This window comes from Mannheimia granulomatis (genome assembly GCF_011455695.1).
Lineage (GTDB): Bacteria > Pseudomonadota > Gammaproteobacteria > Enterobacterales > Pasteurellaceae > Mannheimia > Mannheimia granulomatis_A.
This window is the reverse complement of sequence record NZ_CP015030.1, coordinates 342,617-360,621: the sequence shown is the minus strand read 5'-3', so window position 1 is coordinate 360,621 and position 18,005 is coordinate 342,617. Positions and strand designations below refer to the sequence as shown.

Annotated in this window: 15 protein-coding genes; 7 read left to right on the top strand and 8 right to left on the bottom strand. The window is 40.4% G+C overall.

The features are described 5' to 3' along the window. Nucleotides 1–52: 52 nt before the first annotated feature. From A4G16_RS01720 to A4G16_RS01705, 4 genes are all read right to left on the bottom strand, one after another. Nucleotides 53–1,657 carry an L-lactate permease gene (locus tag A4G16_RS01720; RefSeq protein WP_165888433.1) on the bottom strand — a complete coding sequence of 535 codons (1,605 nt, stop codon included), beginning with the start codon at nucleotides 1,655–1,657 and terminating at the stop codon, nucleotides 53–55. A gap of 421 nt (nucleotides 1,658–2,078) precedes the next feature. Further along, nucleotides 2,079–3,170, bottom strand: coding sequence for a redox-regulated ATPase YchF (gene ychF / locus A4G16_RS01715; protein WP_165888432.1), 1,092 nt, complete (start codon nucleotides 3,168–3,170; stop codon nucleotides 2,079–2,081). A gap of 94 nt (nucleotides 3,171–3,264) precedes the next feature. Beyond that, nucleotides 3,265–3,849, bottom strand: coding sequence for an aminoacyl-tRNA hydrolase (pth, locus tag A4G16_RS01710; RefSeq protein ID WP_165888431.1), 585 nt, complete (start codon nucleotides 3,847–3,849; stop codon nucleotides 3,265–3,267). 105 nt (nucleotides 3,850–3,954) lie between these two features. Continuing rightward, nucleotides 3,955–4,824, bottom strand: coding sequence for a D-alanyl-D-alanine carboxypeptidase family protein (locus A4G16_RS01705; protein ID WP_237052380.1), 870 nt, complete (start codon nucleotides 4,822–4,824; stop codon nucleotides 3,955–3,957). A gap of 220 nt (nucleotides 4,825–5,044) precedes the next feature. Between A4G16_RS01705 and prfC the strand changes: the two genes are divergently transcribed. The 7 genes from prfC to A4G16_RS01670 all read left to right on the top strand — a co-directional run bounded on the left by prfC (nucleotide 5,045) and on the right by A4G16_RS01670 (nucleotide 13,129). After that, nucleotides 5,045–6,625 (top strand): peptide chain release factor 3, encoded by a 1,581-nt coding sequence (gene prfC / locus A4G16_RS01700; protein ID WP_165888430.1) that lies wholly within the window; start codon nucleotides 5,045–5,047, stop codon nucleotides 6,623–6,625. 29 nt (nucleotides 6,626–6,654) lie between these two features. Beyond that, nucleotides 6,655–7,365 (top strand): hypothetical protein, encoded by a 711-nt coding sequence (locus A4G16_RS01695; protein WP_165888429.1) that lies wholly within the window; start codon nucleotides 6,655–6,657, stop codon nucleotides 7,363–7,365. A gap of 113 nt (nucleotides 7,366–7,478) precedes the next feature. Then, on the top strand, nucleotides 7,479–8,231 hold the full coding sequence (locus tag A4G16_RS01690; protein WP_165888428.1) for a phosphodiester glycosidase family protein: 753 nt from the start codon (nucleotides 7,479–7,481) through the stop codon (nucleotides 8,229–8,231). A 92-nt stretch (nucleotides 8,232–8,323) separates the two neighbouring features. Continuing rightward, on the top strand, nucleotides 8,324–9,910 hold the full coding sequence (locus tag A4G16_RS01685; RefSeq protein WP_165888427.1) for an ABC transporter substrate-binding protein: 1,587 nt from the start codon (nucleotides 8,324–8,326) through the stop codon (nucleotides 9,908–9,910). A 70-nt stretch (nucleotides 9,911–9,980) separates the two neighbouring features. After that, nucleotides 9,981–10,913 carry an ABC transporter permease gene (locus A4G16_RS01680; protein WP_165888426.1) on the top strand — a complete coding sequence of 311 codons (933 nt, stop codon included), beginning with the start codon at nucleotides 9,981–9,983 and terminating at the stop codon, nucleotides 10,911–10,913. Between the two features lie 21 nt (nucleotides 10,914–10,934). Continuing rightward, a complete protein-coding gene (locus tag A4G16_RS01675; protein WP_420704459.1) occupies nucleotides 10,935–11,717 on the top strand; it encodes an ABC transporter permease in 783 nt (260 codons plus the stop codon). Then, nucleotides 11,714–13,129 (top strand): ABC transporter ATP-binding protein, encoded by a 1,416-nt coding sequence (locus A4G16_RS01670; RefSeq protein WP_165889877.1) that lies wholly within the window; start codon nucleotides 11,714–11,716, stop codon nucleotides 13,127–13,129. Before A4G16_RS01675 ends, A4G16_RS01670 begins: the two co-directional genes overlap by 4 nt. Before the next feature lie 75 nt (nucleotides 13,130–13,204). Here A4G16_RS01670 and rlmB read toward each other — a convergent pair whose 3' ends face one another. The 4 genes from rlmB to A4G16_RS01650 form a co-directional block, all read right to left on the bottom strand. Continuing rightward, nucleotides 13,205–13,948, bottom strand: coding sequence for a 23S rRNA (guanosine(2251)-2'-O)-methyltransferase RlmB (gene rlmB / locus A4G16_RS01665; RefSeq protein ID WP_165888425.1), 744 nt, complete (start codon nucleotides 13,946–13,948; stop codon nucleotides 13,205–13,207). Nucleotides 13,949–14,012: 64 nt separating this feature from the next. Further along, entirely contained in the window at nucleotides 14,013–15,380 is a 1,368-nt protein-coding gene (gene pssA / locus A4G16_RS01660) for a CDP-diacylglycerol--serine O-phosphatidyltransferase (RefSeq protein WP_165888424.1), read from the bottom strand. Between the two features lie 69 nt (nucleotides 15,381–15,449). Next, nucleotides 15,450–16,994 carry a tannase/feruloyl esterase family alpha/beta hydrolase gene (locus A4G16_RS01655; RefSeq protein WP_165888423.1) on the bottom strand — a complete coding sequence of 515 codons (1,545 nt, stop codon included), beginning with the start codon at nucleotides 16,992–16,994 and terminating at the stop codon, nucleotides 15,450–15,452. Nucleotides 16,995–17,150: 156 nt separating this feature from the next. Next, nucleotides 17,151–17,888: a cyclase family protein gene (locus A4G16_RS01650; protein WP_237052379.1), complete on the bottom strand. Its 738-nt coding sequence runs from the start codon at nucleotides 17,886–17,888 to the stop codon at nucleotides 17,151–17,153. Between the last annotated feature and the right edge of the window lie 117 nt (nucleotides 17,889–18,005).

Sequence of the window (18,005 nt, the reverse complement as noted above, 5' to 3'; positions counted from 1 at the left end):
CAAAAGGAAGCAGATAGACTATCTACTTCCTTCCTTACTCTATTTTTAAAGATTAGATTGTATAGAATAAAGGTACAACAAAGAGTGCAACGATAGCAGCAATCACGCCGTAAACAAACATTGGCACTGCTGTTTTCCTAATAATATTACCTTCTTGTTTATCAATACCCAGTACTGAACATACCGCTACAATATTATTGATACAAACCATGTTACCCATTGCACCACCTACAGATTGCAATGCAAGAATTAGAGTAACAGATAAGCCTGTTGCCTGAGCTGTTGCAAATTGTACAGTACCGAATGTTAAGTTTGATACGGTATTAGAACCGGAGAAGAATGCACCAATTGCACCCAAATATGAAGCAAATATTGTCCAATATTCACCAGTTGCTGCCGCAAAGTTTTGACCGATAATTTGTACCATTGACTCTTTACCGCCAATTAACATTAATTTTACCATAATTAACGCACCTAATAATGCTAAGAATGGTTTTTTCACTTGAGCAAAGCTGGTAGAGAAAATATTCGCAGTATTTTTACCAGAAACTGCAAAAATCGGGATACAAATTAATACTGTGATCACAAATGGAATTAATGCTGGAACATAAAGCAATTTATAGCTGGTCGCCACATTTGTGCCTAAAATATTTTTTAAGGCAAAAATTAAACCTTGGCTAATTTCAAAGTTAGCAAAACCAACTGTACTTGCAATCCAAGTAGTTGCATCATTCATCATCGCTTTTAATGGAAGTTGCTGAACACGAGTAACAATTAAAATAGCGATCAATAATCCTGTTGGTAATAAAGCTTTTGCCACTTCACCAAAGGTTACTTTATCATTACCGAGATTATTTTCTGTTTTAGCTAAACCGATACCCAAGTTCGCCACAAATACTGACACCAATAAACCAATAGCACCAGCCACTAATGATGGGAATTCATAGTTAAATTGCGCAATAATGAAATAAGGCACAACACAAGCTAAGATACTAATGCAAATAAAAGTGATATTTTGACGAATTTCTTTCCAGCTCACCACTAAACGCAATGCCATTAATGGAATAACGAAGGCCGCAATAGAATGGATAAAGGCTGTCATTGAGCCAATTTCAAGCACCTGTGCATCTGTAATTAAGCCATCTTTTAAAAGAGGGCCCATACCAAACCAAGTCGGTGTACCTACCGCGCCAAATGAAACAGGCACAGAGTTCATTACTAAAGCTAACATTGCTACTTTTAATGGGTGGAAGCCTAAACCTACTAGAATTGGAGCGGCGATTGCAGCTGGAGTACCAAAACCTGAAGCTCCTTCAATCATGAAAGCAAACGCCCAACCAATAATCATCAATTGTGCAATAGGGTTAGGATTAATATTACCTAACCATTTACGCATGGTATTGGTTGCACCAGAAACTTCTGAAAAGCGGTTAAATAAAATTGCACCAAAAATAACAGTAATTGGTGTTAAAACATCACCCAGACCTGCAATAATATTTGCCGCGACAAGGGTGAAATCACTACCAAAATAGGTAAGTTGTAAAACAAAAATTAAAGCCGCCGTTAACGGTAACGCCACATAAGACGGTAGAGCGTTACGTTTTACCATTAAATAAATCAGTAAAACAATCGGAAAAATACTCAGAAATAGAGCCATAAAGCACCTCTTTTAAAAAATAAAAATGACCCACTGGTCAAGAGTGGCTCGCATTCTACTCGCTTTGTGAAGCCATGTAATCAAATTATTATAAATTTGTGATCTGTTTCAAATTTTTTCTGCACAAACGGATAAAAAAGTAACAAAATCAATATGATTTTTAACATTTTAGACTCTACTAAAGCCGTTTAGCAAAAAACTTATCACTAATCGATTGTGAAGCTTACCGGTAATCGTTCTGTTATTCACTCATATACAAAAACGCATAGTGCCATAAAAAATTAAAGGGCTAAGCCCTGTCAGAAACAGAACCCACCCCTCGCATAAAAAAGTCTAACTTTTAAAGTCAGATCAAAAATACCTCTTAAATTGACAACCCACTTTTCGAGCAGATAACAAGCGGTCTTTTTTCTAAGAAATTTTACACATTGAAACGGAAATGCATAACATCGCCATCTTGAACGATATAATCCTTCCCTTCCAAGCGCCACTTTCCGGCTTCTTTAGCTCCTGCTTCACCTTTGTTATCGATAAAATCTTGGTAAGCAATCACTTCAGCACGGATAAAGCCTTTTTCAAAGTCAGTATGAATAACCGCTGCTGCTTTTGGTGCAGTTGCACCGACAGAAACCGTCCACGCACGTACTTCTTTTACCCCTGCGGTAAAGTAGGTTTGCAGATTTAGCAAACGATAACCGGCACGAATTACACGGTTTAAGCCCGGCTCTTCAATGCCTAAATCTTGCAAAAATTCAACTTTCTCTTCATCATCAAGTTCTGCAATTTCCGATTCAATCGCTGCACATACCGGCACAACAACTGCCCCTTCCTTTTCCGCAATTTCACGTACACGATCAAGGTATGGGTTATTTTCAAAACCATCTTCGTTTACGTTAGCAATATACATAGTTGGTTTTAAAGTTAAGAAGTTATAACCTTTAATAGCGTGAAGTTCGTCTTTATCTAAATCAACCGAGCGAATCATCCCTGCATTTTCAAGTACAGGTAAGATTTTTTCCATAATAGATAATTCAAATTTAGCGTCTTTATCGCCACCTTTTGCACGTTTTTGTAAACGCTGAATCGCACGCTCACAGCTATCTAAGTCAGCAAGGGCTAATTCAGTATTGATAATCTCAATATCATCAGCCGGATCAATTTTACCTGCTACATGAACAATATCATCATTTTCAAAACAACGTACAACGTGACCAATTGCATCGGTTTCACGAATATTCGCTAAGAATTTATTCCCTAACCCTTCACCTTTACTCGCACCGGCAACCAGACCTGCAATATCCACAAATTCCATAGTTGTTGGAAGTATGCGCTCAGGTTTGACAATTTCCGCCAACGCATCTAAACGCGGATCTGGCATTGGCACCACACCGGTGTTTGGCTCAATAGTACAGAACGGATAGTTCGCTGCCTCAATACCTGCTTTTGTTAATGCGTTGAAAAGGGTTGATTTACCAACATTCGGTAAACCAACGATTCCACATTTAAATCCCATTTTTCTGTTCCTTTAAATTAAAATTATTTTGCAAAATTTTGTATAAATTTGACCGCTTGTAGAGGAAAATAATTCTCCCACCCTACAATTTTTACTAGGCTTTAAACCCATTTAAGCGGTTCATCGCTTTAGTTACGCCTTCTTTTAATAAAATGTCAATACAACGGCTGCTTTCATCCACTACCGCATTGATTAACTCTTTTTCTGCAGGAGCCGGCTTGCCCAGCACATAATTTGCGACCAGATCTTTATGACCGGGATGCCCAATACCAATTCTGACACGGTAAAATTCTTTATTATTGCCAAGAGCAGCAATAATATCTTTTAAGCCGTTGTGACCACCGTGTCCCCCACCTTGTTTCAACTTGACCGAACCGGGCGGTAAATCCAACTCATCGTGAGCAACTAAAATTTCTTCCGGCTTGATGCGAAAAAAATTCGCCAATGCCCCAACTGCCTTACCGCTCAGATTCATAAAGGTAGTAGGCACTAATAAACGTACCTCGCCTTGAGGAGTATTGATTTTTGCCACTTTACCGAAATATTTCGCCTCATCTTTCAAACTTACATTATACATACGGGCAATTTCATTTATCAGCCATTCCCCTGCATTATGACGGGTTTCCTCATATTTTGCTCCGGGGTTAGCAAGCCCGACAATCAATTTAATTTGTGTCACAATCTTGTCTCAATATATTGAAGTTAAAGGGCAATATTGTAGAGAAAAAATACGCTTTTCTCAATGCTTAGCCCCTCAAGGCGTAGAGAAACTATATTTTTGTATTTAACCATACTGTCTAAACGGATTTGCTATACATTGATATTTAGCTAACATCGATTCAGTAAAATAAGTACGAGCTGTAGCATTACTATTATTAAGGCTTACCACACCAATTCGCTTACCTTTACAATCACCTTTAGCAATAAAGGCTAAATTATAACCTGCCTCACGAGTGTATCCTGTTTTACTGACTAAAGCCTGATAAGATTGTGAACGCACCATACTATTCGTATTTTTCATCGGAATATATTGCCCACCGGCATAAACACTCACTAAAGGCGAATTAGAAAGTTGCTGAATTTCCTTTTTACCTGCAGCATAACCGGCAAGTTTTGCCAAATCAATTACTGTTGAAACATTATCTGAAGAAAGCCCGGAGGAGTCGCTAAAATAGGTTTGAGTCATACCGATTTCGCGTGCCTTACTATTCATTCGTGCCAAAAATTGAGCTTTATTCAAGTGTGTGGCGTGTGCCAATGCGTGAGCAGCATAATTATCGGAACGTACTAACATCGCTTTAAGTAATTCGCTACAAGCGATATTGATATTTTTCGGCAAAGGGCTGGTTGTGCCTTTTAAAAAATCCGCATCCGACGGCAAAATTTGCGTTTGACAACTGTTACCGTAGCGGTTCTCTTCCAAGAAAACCACAGCGGTCATTAATTTAGTGACAGAAGCAATCGGGCGAACCAAATTAAAATTCTTACCCTCTAAAAATTTTTTCTGGTTTAAATCAAATACCACATAGGCTGAATTTTCAGTCGGGATATAAGCAGCCGAAGCTTTAATACGAGGGCTTTGTTTCTTTGCAGGCTGGGAAGAACAGGCACTTAGCACCATCGCTGCAATCATTAAAGGAAGTAGTTTTTTCATTATCTATTTAATCCGAGAGTAAAAGTTCGCTATTCTACCTTGTATTATGCCAAAGTTCAAAAAGCAAGCGGTCGTTTTTGCCGACTTTTTTGCGAAACTGCGTTATATTGCAAAATTCTCTGAAAATTTAACCGCTTGCCCTCTCGCCTCAAATCAGCGAAAATAGCAACAAATTTCTTGGCGGTATTTCCGCCCTTTTTTATTTACTTATTGAGAAAATATGTCATATCCACAAGAAGTCAATAAACGTCGCACCTTTGCGATTATTTCCCACCCCGATGCGGGTAAAACTACTATCACCGAAAAAGTGCTTTTATACGGAAATGCAATTCAAACCGCAGGTTCGGTAAAGGGCAAAGGCTCGGCTCAACACGCTAAATCAGACTGGATGGAGATGGAAAAACAACGTGGAATTTCCATTACCACCTCTGTGATGCAATTCCCTTACAATGATTGCTTAGTGAACCTGTTAGATACCCCGGGACACGAAGACTTCTCGGAAGATACTTATCGTACCCTAACTGCGGTAGATAGCTGTTTGATGGTGATTGACTCAGCAAAAGGGGTTGAGGAACGCACCATCAAATTAATGGAAGTCACCCGCCTGCGTGATACACCAATTCTCACCTTTATGAACAAGCTCGACCGTGATATTCGTGACCCAATGGAATTGTTGGACGAAGTGGAAAGCGTGCTAAAAATCAAATGTGCACCAATCACTTGGCCAATCGGCTGCGGTAAATTGTTTAAAGGGGTTTATCACATTTATAAAGATGAAACTTACCTTTACCAAACCGGACAAGGGCATACGATTCAAGAAGTGCGAGTTATCAAAGGTTTAGACAACCCTGAGCTAGACCAAAGCGTAGGTGATGATTTAGCCCAACAATTACGTGATGAACTGGAATTAGTGCAAGGTGCATCTCACGAATTTGAACACGAAGCGTTCATCAACGGTGAATTAACACCAGTCTTCTTCGGAACAGCATTAGGTAACTTCGGGGTCAACCATTTCTTAGACGGTTTAACCGAATGGGCACCAGCACCGCAAGCCCGTGAATCGGACAGCCGCACCGTTGAGGCAAGTGAAGAAAAATTCAGCGGTTTCGTATTTAAAATCCAAGCGAATATGGATCCAAAACACCGCGACCGAGTCGCCTTTATGCGTGTTGTTTCCGGCAAATATGAAAAAGGGATGAAACTTAAACACGTCCGTATCGGTAAAGATGTGGTGATTTCTGATGCTTTAACCTTTATGGCAGGTGACCGCTCACACGCTGAAGAGGCTTATGCAGGCGATATTATCGGCTTACATAACCATGGCACGATTCAAATCGGCGATACCTTCACCCAAGGTGAAAATCTGAAGTTTACTGGTATTCCAAACTTTGCACCGGAGCTGTTCCGCCGTATTCGCTTAAAAGATCCACTAAAACAAAAGCAACTGCTCAAAGGCTTGGTACAACTTTCAGAAGAAGGTGCGGTACAAGTTTTCCGCCCGTTAATCAACAATGATTTAATTGTGGGTGCCGTGGGTGTGTTGCAGTTTGATGTGGTGGTTTCCCGTTTAAAATCGGAATACAACGTAGAAGCAATTTACGAAGCGGTAAACGTGGCAACAGCCCGCTGGGTTGAATGCAGTGATGCGAAAAAATTTGAAGAATTTAAACGTAAAAATGAAGCAAACTTAGCCTTAGACGGAGGCGATAACCTTACTTATATCGCTCCAACCATGGTGAATTTGAACTTAGCTCAAGAGCGTTATCCTGATGTGACGTTCTTTAAAACAAGAGAGCATTAATCTCATATATGGGTACATGGAGAAAGAAAATGAAAAACTTAATTATTGTATGTGGATTATTCTTAGTTGGATGCACCAACCCAGAAATGCAACAAAGAATATCAAATTATCAAACATTGATTAATAATTCTAAAGAAGTGACTGTATTTTATAATTCTCAAGAATTTCAAGAGGTGAAAGTAGAAGAGAGTAAAGCTTCAGAAAATAAAAAAGCTGGTATATTACCTTATCTTATTTCTTTAAAAATTGATGATATAGTCACAGATAGAAATAAAGCCAAATCTAATAAATATACGATCAATTTTAATGAAAAATTAAAAGGTATTTATGAGAAAAACTCAATGAATACAGATTTTACAAATGCTTTTGTTACACAACTAAAAACTAAAGGCTATGATGTCAAGGTGATTGAAGCTAATGAAAGTAGTATAGAAAAAGATAAATCTCAAAAGGGGCTTAAAATTTTCTTACATATTGAAACGGGTTATTTAAGCCCACCAAATTCATTACTATTTGAGCCCAATAGAGTAGTAAATTATCAAGTTATGCATGATTCAAATATCCTTAGTTTAGGGAAAGTAGGAGGCGTAGGTGGATGGTTGGGAGATAAATATACAACCTACGAGAAACTTAGTGCTGATGCAGAAAATGCAAGAAATATTATAAAAAAATATTTAATGGAAGAGGTTGATTCTACAGTTAAGCAAGTATTAACTATCGGAAGTAGTAATATTCAATAAAATTTATAATTCTAACCTTTATTTAAGCGGTCGATTTTACAAAAAACTTTGCAAAATTGACCGCTTGTCTAATCACTATTTTAAAGCCTGTCTAAGCAGACTTTTAACGCTCTATGAAACTATTTTTCTTCCTATTATCTCTGCTATTAGCCAATTTCACCCACGCAGAAAATCAATGTATTGATTATTCCGATCAATCCCCTTTTCACATCACTCGGGTGGATTTGAACTGCAAGAATTTAGCCTTTATCGGCTCGGAAAAAAGCGATAGCGGATCAACGGTGTCTTCCTTTGCCGAAAAATATCAAACCGATGTGGCAATCAACGCCAATTTTTATTGGAAAGACTACACTCCTATTGGCTTAGTTGTTTCTCAAGGAAAACGCTGGTCAAAATATGGTGATGTGCGTAATCGAGTCATTTTTGCTTGTGATAAAACCAATAAATGTATTATTGAGGCAAAAAATAAAATTACTCCTCTGAACCCGAAATGGCAAATAGCGATTAGCGGTTGGCATTGGTATAACGCCAAAAACGGAAAATTTGAGTGTGCGGAAAATGATAAGGTCGGCTGCGTACAAAGTATTTTTCACGATAAGCACCCTCGCACCTTGCTTGGATTGAACGAGCAGAAAAATTGGCTCTATCTGGTTGTGGTGGAAGGGCGACAGCTTACCTTTGGAGGCGTAACTTTAGATGAGCTAGCTGAACTTGCCAGCAAACTTGAGCTAACACAGGCGATCAACCTTGATGGAGGAGGCAGTTCAAGCATGGTAATCGGCAACAAGCGGGTAAATTCTTTGCCTATTTTGCAAAATGAAGAGCGGAAAGTTGCCAACCATTTTGGCGTAAAAACAACCAATTAAAATACTCAACTTAAAAAACTCTATTTTTTTTATGGAAATATGCTAAAGTTTCGCCAATCAAAGCCCTGATTTTTTTATGGAGAAAAAAAGAAATGAAAAAGTGGTTAATTCCGTTAACAGTAGCAACATTCTGTCTTGCTGCTTGTGATGACAAAAACAATACCCAAGCAAATGTACAAAAAGCGGCAACGCCAAATGAACAATTGCAAAAAAATGCAGAAATGTTACCGCTTGTGACCGTAGTTGCGCCTTGGGAATTAAACAGCTTAGATCTTAACCAATCGGGCGTCATTTTCCAACGAATGAACCTTGCTGAAACCTTAGTGGAAGCCAATTCAGAGGGACAATTGGTAGCAGGTTTAGCCACTCAATGGGAAAGCAATGCTGATGCTACCCTTTGGACATTCACCCTGCGTGATGCAACATTCCACAACGGCAAACCACTAAACGCACAAGCGGTAGAAAAATCCTTAAAAATTGCACATTCCAAACCGGGTGTATTACAAAAAGCGTTTATCAAAGACATTAAGGCTTTGGATGCCAACAAAGTACAATTTGAATTAACCCAACCCTTTGTACCATTTCCTTCTTTCTTAACACACTACACCACGCTTATTCTGGCGGAAGAAAGTTTTGACGCACAAGGCAATGTTACCGAGGTTATCGGTACAGGGGCGTTTAAAGCGACTAAAATTGAGGCGCCACAAAAATTGGAAACTGTCCGTTTTGAGGGCTATTGGGGTAATAAGCCACAGCTTCAGCAAGCGAATTATCTTGCCAGCAGCCGTAGTGAAACCCGCACGCTGATGGCACAAAGCGATGCAACTTCACTGGTGTTCAACTTAGATAAAGCCAGCGTGGCTCGCTTAAAAACCGATCCGAATTTACAGCTAATCAATACCTCAATTGCCCGTACGATGCAGCTGAAAATGGACTTAGCCAAACCGTTCTTTAATGATTTAACGATTCGCCAAGCATTATCACAAGCCATTAACCGCAAAGCGATCGCTGAGCAGATCTTAAAAATCCAAGATGGCATGGCAGATCAAATTCTACCGAAATCTTTTGCTGACTGGCGTGTAGAAACCAAAGAGACTACACTCAGCCATGAAGAAGTGATTGCAAAAATTAAGGAAAATTTAACCGCTTCCGGCTATCAATATAATGCTGAAGGTAAGCTCACTAAAGATGGTAAGCCGTTTAGCTTCACACTAAGAACTTACTCAGATCGTCCGGAATTGCCAATTACCGCAACTATTTTGCAAGCAGAATGGAAGAAAATCGGTATTGATGTAAATGTATCTGTAGGTAACTTCAGTGAGATTCCGTCTGGTCACCAAGACGGTACATTAGAAATGGCACTTTACTCATTCAACTACGCCAAAACCCTCGACCCATTTGCCTTAATTGTGCAAGATTATGCCAATGGCGGCAGCGATTGGGGGGTGATGAACTGGCGTAATGAAACCTTAGAAAACTCGCTCAAACAAATTGAAGTAGAACGCGATCCACAGAAAAACAAACAGCTGAAACAGCAGGTCAGCCAAATTATCTATGATGAATTGCCGATTATTCCGATCGTCTACGATCAACAAACTGTGGTGTCGCATAAAGGTATTAACGGCTTAACTCTTGACCCATTTGAACGCCGTTTCTATTTAGAAAAATTATCGAAATAAGACTTCGTCTAATACAAAGTGATGGCACGCTTATCTCACGCGTGCCTTATTCTATTTTAAGGATATCTGAATGCTTAACATTTTCCTCCGCCGTCTAACTCAAATACTACTGGTAATTTGGTCGGTGGGAACACTCACCTTTATTTTAACCAGACAGCTTTCGGGCGATATGGCATACCGCATTGCTGCCAGTCGCTATGGCTATGACCAAGCCGATAGTGCTGCTGCAGAAGCTGTGCGTGCCGAGCTTGCCCTTGACCAACCTTGGTGGCAAAGTTATTTTGATTGGTTATTAGATTTAGCTCAATTTAATTTAGGTAAATCTTTAGTGACAGGCGATTCTGTTTGGGCGGAAATTCAGCACCAATTCGGGCATACATTAAGCCTTGCGATTGTCTCTCTCATTCTTGCACTCTTAATCGGCCCACCGCTTGGATTATTAGCTGCCCGCAAACCAAACGGCTTTTTTGACCGCTTGACATTAGTGCTTAGCACCCTATTTCGTTCTGTACCTGTGTTTATTATCGCCATCGGCTTAATTACCCTATTTGCCGCCCAACTCAAATGGTTACCGGCAGGCGGCTATGGCAGTTGGCAACATTTTGTCTTGCCGGCACTAACCCTTGCCATTGGACTAAGCGCGGTTTCAGTGAGAGTAACCCGCTCGGCAATGGTGCAAATTAAAGAAGCGGAATTTTACCAATTCGCCCAATTAAAAGGCCTAAGTCGCCACCAAGCCTTTATCCGCCACGGCTTACCCAATATTGCCGTGCCAGTAATTGCCTATCACGCTGTACAGTTAGTTTATTTAATTGAAGGCGTTGTGGTAGTGGAAAGCTTATTCGCTTGGCCGGGTAGTGGGCATGCTCTCGTTCACGCCATTATTGCCCGTGATGTGCCAATGATTCAAGGCACAACTTTAGTCATGGGTGGCTTATTTGTCGTGCTTAATATGATTGCAGATATGCTCAGTGCTTGGATTGACCCACGCATTAAGCGATAGGCTAAGAGGAAAATAACGATAATGAAAATTTCAACATCCCAATTTCTAGGCGGAAGTCTGCTGGTAATTATTCTCGGCTTTGCCTTTTTACAACCCTATTTCTATCCAATGGATATGGGCTTTCAGGATTTAACTAACACCCTTTCCAATCCAAACGAATTAGCTTGGTTCGGTACCGATCATCTTGGGCGAGATATGTTAGCACGCCTTGCCTCAGCCATTCGTTTATCTTTCGGCTTATCGCTCTTTAGTGTTGCTTGTGCCTTAATTGCAGGATTAATTACCGGCATTATGGCCGGCTTTTTTGGTGGTTGGTTTGACCGTATTTTAAGCTTTATCTGCGATTTAGTGATGGCTCTTCCCGGCTTACTGCTGATTTTACTCTTTGCCGCACTTTCACCGGGATCGTTTTGGACACTCTATTTAGGCATTTCGCTGGTGATGTGGGTAGAATTTTACCGCGTTATCCGCTCAATTAGTTCTACCATGGCAAACAGCTCGGAAATTCAATCTTCCCGCTTAATGGGAATGGGCTGGATCTACAGCTTCAAACGTCATTTATTGCCACGTTTATTACCGATGATTGCAACTTTATCGGCATTCTCACTAGGTAATGCGATTTTAGCTCTTGCCACCCTTGGCTTTGTAAACGTGGGGCTACGTCCACCAACGGCAGAACTGGGGTTAATGATGACTGAATTGTTCCCTTATTATTACGAAGCACCTATGATTTTCTTACAACCTGTATTAACCGTATTCCTAATGGTGCTAAGCTTGCAATTATTATCAGGGAGAGTGAAATAATGCTGTTAGAAATTAAAAATGTCGGTGTGCAAACTCTATCAGGAATCACACTGGTACAGCCGATTTCATTGGCTCTTGAGTCAGGTAAAAACATTACTATTCTAGGCGAGACTGGCTCAGGCAAAAGTCTGCTGATTCAAGCTATTATGGGAGCATTACCATCTGGGTTGACTACAAGCGGTCAAATTTTGATAGAAAATTGCAATATTGATTTTAACAATCAAACTGAAATTGAAAAACAGTGGGGCAAAACCTTAGTAATGCTACCCCAAGAGCCTCGCCGTTCGCTTAACCCAATTATGTCTATCGGCAAACAGCTATGGGAAAGTTTTCATCTGGTAGCAGGCAAAAACAAATCTCAGGCAAAAACCGAAAGTACGGACTATTTAACTCAACTCGGCTTAGGCGAATGGGTTGAAAGCTACCCGCACCAACTCTCAGGCGGTATGGCACAACGGGCTTCATTTGCAATAGCCACAGCAGCAGGTGGACGAATTTTACTTGCCGATGAACCAACTAAAGGGCTAGATCCTGTTAGTAAAGAAAAGGTGATTGAGCTGTTAAAATCAGCTTATGAAAATGGTGGCGGACTGCTCACCATTACCCATGATATTGAAGTTGCCGAACAACTAGGCGGACAAATTTTAGTGATGAAAAAAGGCGAGCTATTGGAACAAGGCGAGGCGCAAACTTTGCTGAACAATCCACAGCACCCCTATACGAAAGCGCTCATTTCCGCTGATCCAAAACATTGGCAAGCCCAACAAAATTTGCAAAATTTGGAAGGAAAACAACCGCTTGTTTCAGTAAAAAATCTAACTGTAGCACGTGGCAAAAAAACGCTGTTTAGTAAACTGTCATTTCAACTGAACAAAGGCGAGGTATTGGGAATTGTCGGTCATAGCGGTATTGGCAAAAGCTCGCTTGCTGATGTGCTGTGTGGCTTACTTAAGCCGAAAGCAGGTGAAGTGGTCTGGCATAGCCAAAGCCACAAAAAACATCAGGTGTTGAAACTTTACCAAGATCCGCCCGAGGCGTTTGCCCCGAATGTAAGCCTCAACACCTTATTAGATGATGTAATTAACAAACACAAACTTGACCGCTTGCCGATTCCAAGTTTATTAGAGCAGCTTTCATTAAACCCTGAGATTTTGGAACGTACGGCTGAAAATGTGTCCGGTGGCGAGCTACAACGAGTGGCAATTTTACGTGCCTTACTCCTTGAACCTGTGTTGTTATTTGCTGATGAAGTTACCTCTCGCTTAGATCCAATTACCCAGAAAGAAACCATCGAGCTTTTAATCAGCCAATGCCGAGCAAGAAATTGTAGCTTGATTTTAGTGAGCCACGATCCACATTTGATTGAGAAATCGTGCGATAAGGTGATTAATTTGGAAGCGTATTTAGGCTAACAAGCGGTTCTTTTTCGAGGATTTTTTGCAAAGACATAAAAAATGCGAAGATATTCATCTTCGCATTTTATTTTCTTATTGAGCTGCCAATTTCTGGCGGACAATTTCAAATAAGCATACGCCTGTGGCAACAGAAACATTGAGCGATGACACCGAACCTGCCATTGGAATACTGATAAGCTGGTCACAATGCTCACGGGTTAAACGTCGCATACCGTCGCCTTCTGCTCCCATCACTAATGCAATTGAGCCGGTTAATTTTGCCTCATAAATACCTGAAGTTGCTTCTCCAGCGGTGCCGACAATCCAAACATTGTGGCGCTCTTGTAAATCACGCATGGTACGGGCAAGGTTGGTTACCCGAATGAGTGGTATAACTTCAGCCGCTCCGCAAGCCACTTTGCGAGCAGTCGAAGTTAATTGTGCCGATTTATCTTTTGGCACAATCACAGCATCCACCCCCGCTGCATCAGCAGTACGCAAACAAGCTCCCAGATTATGAGGGTCGGTTACGCCATCTAAAATCAATAATAACGGGTTTTGCTTTTGGCTTAATATTGCCGCTAAATCGTGTTCGTTCAGTTCTTTTTGCGGCACAACACGGGCAATAATGCCCTGATGGACTTCACCTTGCGCTTTATTATCTAAGGTCTGACGGTTTACTTGCTGAACCGATACGCCTAAACGCTGCAATTCATTTAATAGCGGTAATAATCGCTTATCTTTACGCCCTTTTAGCACCAATACTTCAATTAACCGCTCCGGGGCATTGTCCAAAAAGGCTTTAACGGCATGGATTCCGTAGATTTGTTCACTCATATTCTATCTTCTTATCTTCTGTTAAATACTAGGGCGGATTAAAACCCGCCCCTACGAGGTGAAACTACAACAACATCTTCACAATTTTATCTAATTTCACTCGTCCAAATTTTTTCAGCAACTTGCGTACATTTTCCGGATAATCCGCCAAAATTTCTAAATCACTATAATGAGTTAAAATCGTCGTATGCTGGCGAATTTGGCTCAACTCAGCTTGGGCTTTTTCGCTAAGCTCGGCTTTAGGGTCAGAAATTAAAATCGCATTTTCAGCATCTAACCGCCAAGCACGAGGGTTTAAATTATTACCGGTAAGCAAAACATAGCTGTTATCTACCCAAACGCCTTTAAGGTGATAACTATTCTCGCCATCTTTCCATAAACGAATGGTTAACTGCTTATTTTGAATATAAAAATCCAGGCGTTTTGCAAAGGCTCGCAGATTTTTTTCATACAAATAAGGTAGTGCCGATGCCATGGTGAATTTTTCTTCCGGCTTGGTGTAGAAATCATTGGCAGTTTTGTCACCCACAATAATTTCAACCGATTTCCCATTTGTTAGTAACCACTCAATTCGGCTTCTTAATGAACGAGGAAAATTGAAATAAGGTGTACAGATTGTGAGCTTTTCTTCAGCTTGATAAAAAAGAGCCTCAATTACTTTGTTCAACTGATTATGACGGCGGCCAAGCCCAACCAATGGTGAAACACTTAAACCACCATTGTGACGAATGCCATCAAATTCATAACGTTCACCGCTTAATTGCTTACGAAAGGCTCTAATTTGTGAACGAATTTCAACCGTTTTCGGTCGAAGTTCAGTGTCTAAACGCGTAACCGCTTCATGGCTTAAAATATGTTGGCGAATAAATGCTACCCAGCTATCTGCCAGTTCTTGATTTTCAATGATGTGATAACGGTCGTAGCGATAACGATCAAATTGCTGTAAATAGACATTATTGATACTTGCTCCGCTATAAAGTATGGCATCATCAAAGACAAAACCTTTTAGATGAAGGACACCGAAAACTTCTCGGCCATTAATCGGCACCCCCCAAAACTCAATTTCTTGTTCAGGAGGAAGAGCATATTGCTGCTTCATTTGCTCATACCAGTCCGCATTTGAGCTTGAACTTTCTTCCCCAATACGACCACGTTGAGCTCGGTGCCAATCCACTAATATCTTAATCTCTAAATTTGGATTTTTTTGCTTTGCCGCATAAAGAGCAGCTAATACTTCTTGTCCTGCTTCATCTTTTTCAAAATAGAGTGCGGTTAAATAGATTCGTTTTTCGGCAGTTTGAATCCGCTGTAAAATTTGCTGTTTAAACGCTTCGCTGGAAGAGAGAAAGCTAATTTGCTCAGCCTGTTGAGGCAAGTATGATAAATTGTCTAACAGATGCTGGGCTTTGCGTTGTTTATTCAAAATTAACATTAATGATTCCCGATTTTTTAATTACTGCTGTCTATTTTACACGGAAATTGTCAATAAAGCGATTTTGGATTAACGGCATTCAAAGCTTTCCAAGCGATGAGGGTCTCCTCTACGGTAATAAGCAATCTTAGGATAAGCACAAAGCGGAATCCGTTTGGCTTTATTCGGATAAAGTTCACCCGCTTTTGCTTCTATATGATCTGGGGATTTTCCTTTTTCTACCCAATTTTCAAGAGCAGTGAGCATATCAAAATCATTTACCGTTGCTCCTCGCCCACAATGGTTCATTGCGGGAACGAAGAACAGCTTTGCAAAATTTTGCGGATTTTTAACCGCTTGTTGTAAGGCTTGATACCAATTTCTAAGATCAACTGCAGAAAAAATCGGGTCGGAAACGCCTTGATAAATCAACATTTTCCCACCATGCTGCTGAAAATCGGAAAAATCAAGACTGTCAGTGTCGTGAATTTGACCAACCGCTTTAACTTGCTCAGCAACGATATCCAAATCCACATTCAGCGGATCCGCTTCCGGCTGGCGAGGTGTCAGGTAATAATGAGTTAAACTTTTCAACCCCATTTTAAAGCTGATACTATTCGGTGCTGCCGTTTTGCTGTCGCCCAGCTTCCAATGCCGCCAGCCTTTACTGTTAATGCCGGAATCATAAGGCCAAGAGCTATAAATCAATTCACCCCGGCTATTTTTTGCTCCATCAAAGAGCGTTTTAAGTAGGTTAACTTTCTCTTTACCTATCTTATCAACAACCATTTCAGGCTGAAAATCACACTTTTCCCACGCATTAATCAAGCCATCCTCTAAACCATCTAGCTTATCACAGTGTTGCAACACACCTTTGGCTACAAGATCTAAATCCTGTTGGCTCAAGGCTTCGGCTAAGATTTTCTCACCTTCGCTATTTTGGGGCGAAGCAGCCAATAAAGCACGATTATCCCAAACTTCTGCCAATACCGAACGAGAAACCCGAAAACCAGGGCTACCGGCAATTACACCATCAAATTCTTGCGGATAGCGGATTGCCGCCATCATTGCCTCTCGTCCACCATTTGAGCAGCCCATAAAATAGTTATAGCGGCTTGATTTTTGGTAGAAATACGTAATCAGCTGTTTGGCAATCTCTGTTACTTTGCCAATCGAAGCATAGGCATAATTCAATCGGGCTTGCCAATCTTCGGTAAAACTTAAATCACGATAAGGATGACCGCTGTCGTTGCTTACCACTGCATAGCCCCGACTCAAGGCACTCAAGCCTGTTGTCCCATGAGGATAAAGCTTTCCCTCAGCCGGAAAAATGACACCACCGATGCCTCCTGCACCTTGGAATAGAAATTTTTCATTCCATTTCTCGGGCAAACGTAGCTCAAACTGAATACCGTATGGCTTATCACCCTCCCCTACTCTTTTTTCAATTTCACCTTGAATTAAGCAATATGCAGGCAATTTTTCAGACTGCTCAACCCAGTCTGCCTTATAAATTTCGGTGTTATAAAGTGGAACGGACTTTAAGTTTTCACATTGCTGGGAATTCGCTTTAAGAATGTGAGAAAAAAGGAAGAGGAGCGAGAACAGATAAAAAGGGAAAATACGTTTCATCATTATTCCAAATACAAGCGGTACTTATTTGGAGAATTTTTGCAAATTTTAGGATAACTGTCTAACTATTGATAAAAAAGACAGTTTCCTAATATATTACTAGATGACGAACTTTATCGGCAATCTTAATCAACTGCAAAATCTTATATAATTAATACACTATGCCGGCACAACCGCTAATACTCGAGCATTGAAACCGGAAGCTTGTTCAATTTTCGGCACACCAATAAAAATTGCTCCGCCTACCGACGGTAATGAGCTTAAATTATTTAGTACCTCTACCTGAAATTTATTTTGCGATAACCAGTAACGCTCACCCACTAAATCTTGGTTTTTCACAAAGTCTAACGCACTATCTGTATCAAGGGTTTCATGCCCAATTGCCGCTACATCTCTTTCATTATGCAAAAACTGTAATGCCTCCAAACTCCAGCCCGGTGTGTGGGCCTGTCCGTTTTCGTCTTTGTTATAAAATGCCACAGTATCTTGCCAACGAGCTGACCAACCACTTGCAAAAGCAACAAAGCTACCAGACGGAATTTTTCCAAATTCAGCCTCGAATTGCTGAATATCCTCAACTGTCAACCGATAATCAGGATTTGTCGCAACCTCTTTCTCTTTATGAATCACAATTAGCGGCAAAATAAATTCTGTAGCACCAATCTCATCTAAAGTACGTTTACCATCCGCGAAATGAACAGGTGCATCAATATGTGTACCGTATTGGCTAGCAACGGTATATTCTTTGGCTAGAAAGCCATCTTTTTCTACGGTAAATAAAGTTTTCTCCTCAATGGGTTTAAAAGCAGGAAAATAAGGGATAGTTGCATTCACTCCGTGGCTCAAATCCACCCATTTTTGCGTATGTAAGAATTCAATCGCTTTTAAAATAGTCATAATCATCTCCTGATAACATTTTTTCTCTTAATCTACTCATTTTATTGAAGAATAAAAATAACCAAATATTATATTATTGTTCTTTTTAGCATATTGTGAGAAAGAAGAAACAAAAAA

Bases quoted from the DNA above. Each gene is read 5' to 3' on its own strand.
- A4G16_RS01720 (WP_165888433.1), bottom strand. From the start codon at position 1,657: ATGGCTCTATTTCTGAGTATTTTTCCGATTGTTTTACTGATTTATTTA.
- ychF (WP_165888432.1), bottom strand. From the start codon at position 3,170: ATGGGATTTAAATGTGGAATCGTTGGTTTACCGAATGTTGGTAAATCA.
- A4G16_RS01705 (WP_237052380.1), bottom strand. From the start codon at position 4,824: ATGAAAAAACTACTTCCTTTAATGATTGCAGCGATGGTGCTAAGTGCC.
- prfC (WP_165888430.1), top strand. From the start codon at position 5,045: ATGTCATATCCACAAGAAGTCAATAAACGTCGCACCTTTGCGATTATT.
- A4G16_RS01695 (WP_165888429.1), top strand. From the start codon at position 6,655: ATGAAAAACTTAATTATTGTATGTGGATTATTCTTAGTTGGATGCACC.
- A4G16_RS01690 (WP_165888428.1), top strand. From the start codon at position 7,479: ATGAAACTATTTTTCTTCCTATTATCTCTGCTATTAGCCAATTTCACC.
- A4G16_RS01685 (WP_165888427.1), top strand. From the start codon at position 8,324: ATGAAAAAGTGGTTAATTCCGTTAACAGTAGCAACATTCTGTCTTGCT.
- A4G16_RS01680 (WP_165888426.1), top strand. From the start codon at position 9,981: ATGCTTAACATTTTCCTCCGCCGTCTAACTCAAATACTACTGGTAATT.
- A4G16_RS01675 (WP_420704459.1), top strand. From the start codon at position 10,935: ATGAAAATTTCAACATCCCAATTTCTAGGCGGAAGTCTGCTGGTAATT.
- rlmB (WP_165888425.1), bottom strand. From the start codon at position 13,948: ATGAGTGAACAAATCTACGGAATCCATGCCGTTAAAGCCTTTTTGGAC.
- pssA (WP_165888424.1), bottom strand. From the start codon at position 15,380: ATGTTAATTTTGAATAAACAACGCAAAGCCCAGCATCTGTTAGACAAT.
- A4G16_RS01655 (WP_165888423.1), bottom strand. From the start codon at position 16,994: ATGATGAAACGTATTTTCCCTTTTTATCTGTTCTCGCTCCTCTTCCTT.
- A4G16_RS01650 (WP_237052379.1), bottom strand. From the start codon at position 17,888: ATGACTATTTTAAAAGCGATTGAATTCTTACATACGCAAAAATGGGTG.